We start from the raw sequence: 3,051 nt of genomic DNA, 5'->3' as shown, positions 1-3,051 counted from the left end.
CTCTGCGCCTGGATCGGGTGCGTGCCGTACCGGATCTGTGGGCCAGCCTGTTGGCCCGCGAAGTGCGCATCGCTCATCTGGAACTCAACGGTCTGAAGATCAGCCTCAAGGAAGCGGCGGACGGCAGTTGGGCGCTGGAAGGTCTGCCGGTGCAGAACGATCAGCCGCTCGATCCGCAGCAACTGTTCAACCGCTCGCAAATGATCCAGCAACTGTCGGTGCTCGACAGTCAGGTGACCTTGCAGCCGCAGGATCACGCGCCAATGACGCTGACCTATGTCGGCCTCAACCTGAAAACCGGCGCCAGTCGGCAACGCCTCGATGCGCGTTTGACCCTGCCGGATGGCCAGCCCGTTGCGCTGAGCCTGCGTACGCGGATTCGCCCTGATCAATGGCAGGACAGTGTGGTGGACGGCTATGCCAGCCTGCCGCAAAGCGACTGGGCGAAGTGGTTGCCCGAGCGCTTGACCCGGCAATGGCATTTCGCCGAGCTCAAGGCCGGTGGCGAGCTCTGGTTCAACTGGGCCGAGGGCGCCCTGCAAAGTGCCTCGCTGCGCTTGAACGCGCCACAACTGACCGGTGCCTATGCCGAGCGCAAACCGATTCAGATACACAATCTGGCGCTCAACGCTTACTACCGTAACAGCGCCGAAGGTGCGACGGTCACCCTCGATTCACTGGCGATGAGTATTGGCGAAACCCGCTGGGAATCGCGCGTGCAGCTGCAGCAGACCCGTGCGAGTGACAAGGTTGAAGAGCTTTGGCATCTGCAGGCCGATCGCCTCGACCTGACCCCGATCACCCCGTTGCTCAACGCCCTGGGGCCATTGCCGCAAGGTTTCGCCACCGTGGTCGATCACCTCAACGTCACCGGCGGCCTGCGTAATGTGTTGCTGGATTTCCGACCCAACGCCACCGATGGCAGCAAGTTCAGCTTCGCTGCCAATCTCGATAGCGTCGGTTTCGATGCCTATCACGGTGCGCCGGCCGCCCGTAATGTCAGTGGCAGTCTCAGCGGTAACCTCGACGGTGGCGAGTTGCGCATGGACAGCAAGGATTTCGTCCTGCACCTTGATCCGATCTTCGCCAAGCCCTGGCAGTATCTGCAGGCCAATGCGCGGCTGACCTGGAAACTCGATAAAGACGGCTTCACCCTGATCGCACCGTACCTGAAGGTGCTCGGCGAAGAGGGCAAGATTGCCGGCGACTTCCTGATTCGCCTGCACTTCGACCATAGCCAGGAAGACTACATGGACCTGCGGGTCGGGCTGGTCGAGGGCGATGGTCGCTACACTGCCAAGTATCTGCCCAAGGTCTTGAGCCCGGCGCTGGATGAATGGCTGCGCACCGCCATTCTCAAAGGCGCAGTGGATCAGGGCTTCTTCCAGTATCAAGGCTCGCTGAACAAGGACGCGCGCGATGCGGATCGCAGTATCAGCCTGTTCTTCAAGGTGCATGACGCCGAACTGGCCTTCCAGCCGGGCTGGCCTCACGTGAACAACGTCAGTGGCGACGTGTTCATCGAAGACAGTGGTGTGCGCATCTGGGCCGACAAGGGCCAGTTGCTCGATACCCAGGTCAGTGATGTGTTCGTCAATATTCCCCATGTGCCTGCCGGCCAACATACCCATCTGTTTCTCGACGGGGCTTTTGCCGGTGGCCTGGGCGATGGCTTGAAAATTCTTCAAGAGGCGCCGATCGGTACGGGCGAAACCTTCGCCGGCTGGGAAGGCGCCGGCGATCTGCAGGGCAAGCTCAAGCTGGACGTGCCGCTGGACAAGGGCGGCGATCAGCCGAAGATTCTGGTCGACTTCAAGACCGCCAATGCACGGTTGCAGCTGGCAGAGCCGAAGCTGGAACTGACGCAGCTCAAAGGTGACTTCCGTTTCGACAGCGGCAAAGGCCTCAGCGGGCAGAACATCGCGGCGCGCGCGTTCGACAAGCCTGTCACGGCGCAGATTTTTGCCGACGGCAGCGCCAAAAAACTCAAGACCCGGGTGGCCGCGTCGGGGCAGGTCGAAGTCAAGAAACTCACCGACTGGCTGGGCGTGACGCAACCGCTGCCGGTGTCCGGGACGATCCCGTACCAGTTGCAATTGAATCTGGACGGTGCCGACAGTCAGTTGTTGGTCAGCTCCAGCATGAAGGGCGTGGCGGTGGATCTGCCGGCACCGTTCGGCATGGCGGCGGATGTCGGACGCAGCACGGTGTTCCGTATGACCCTGCAAGGGCAGGAGCGACGTTATTGGGTCAACTACGATCAACTGGCCAATTTTACCTTCGCGGCACCACCAGGCAGTTTTGCCGACGGACGTGGCGAACTGTTCCTCGGTGCCGGCGAAGCCGTGCTGCCGGGCGCCAAAGGCTTGCGCATTCGCGGTGTGCTGTCGGAGCTGGACGTGGCGCCGTGGCAGGATCTGGTCAACAAATACGCCGGTCAGGACCCGGGTGGCAGTGCCAAGCAACTGTTGAACAGTGCCGATTTCAAGATCGGCAAGCTCACGGCGTTCGGCACCACACTTGACCAGGCCTCGGTCCAGGTGAACCGCAAGCCGAGTACGTGGAACCTGGCACTGGACAGCCAGCAGGCCAAAGGCTGGGCGAGCTTGCCGGATGCCAAGAGCACGCCGATTACGGTGAATCTGCAATACGTCCGCTTGCCGGCACCAGACCCGTCGGTCCAGGCCGATGAGAACTCGCCCGATCCATTGGTCTCGGTCGACCCGACGAAAATCCCCGCGCTGGATATCACCATCAATCAATTGTTTCTCGGCCAGGATCTGGTTGGCGGATGGTCGCTCAAGGTGCGACCGACCGCCAAAGGCATCGCCCTGAACAGCCTCGATATGGGCCTCAAAGGCATCCTGTTGCAGGGGAACGGTGGCTGGGAAGGTGCGCCGGGGGCGACCAACAGTTGGTTCAAGGGGCGGATCGCTGGCAAGAACCTGGCCGATGTCCTCAAAGGCTGGGGCTTTGCCCCGAGTGTGACCAGCGAGGAATTCCGGATGGACGTCGACGGCCGCTGGCCGGGCTCGCCGGCGTGGCTGGCGA

Annotated in this window: 1 protein-coding gene; it reads left to right on the top strand. The window is 61.8% G+C overall.

Annotation, left to right across the window (positions count from 1 at the left end; genetic code table 11):
* Positions 1-3,051 (top strand): YhdP family protein (locus DBR24_RS15650; protein WP_256591535.1); only part of this gene is annotated, 3,051 nt, incomplete at both ends.

Source organism: Pseudomonas sp. HMWF006, from assembly GCF_003061205.1.
Taxonomy (GTDB): Bacteria; Pseudomonadota; Gammaproteobacteria; order Pseudomonadales; family Pseudomonadaceae; genus Aquipseudomonas; species Aquipseudomonas monsensis.
The sequence above is the reverse complement of the archived record's forward strand: the minus strand, read 5'-3'. Positions and strand labels throughout refer to the sequence as shown.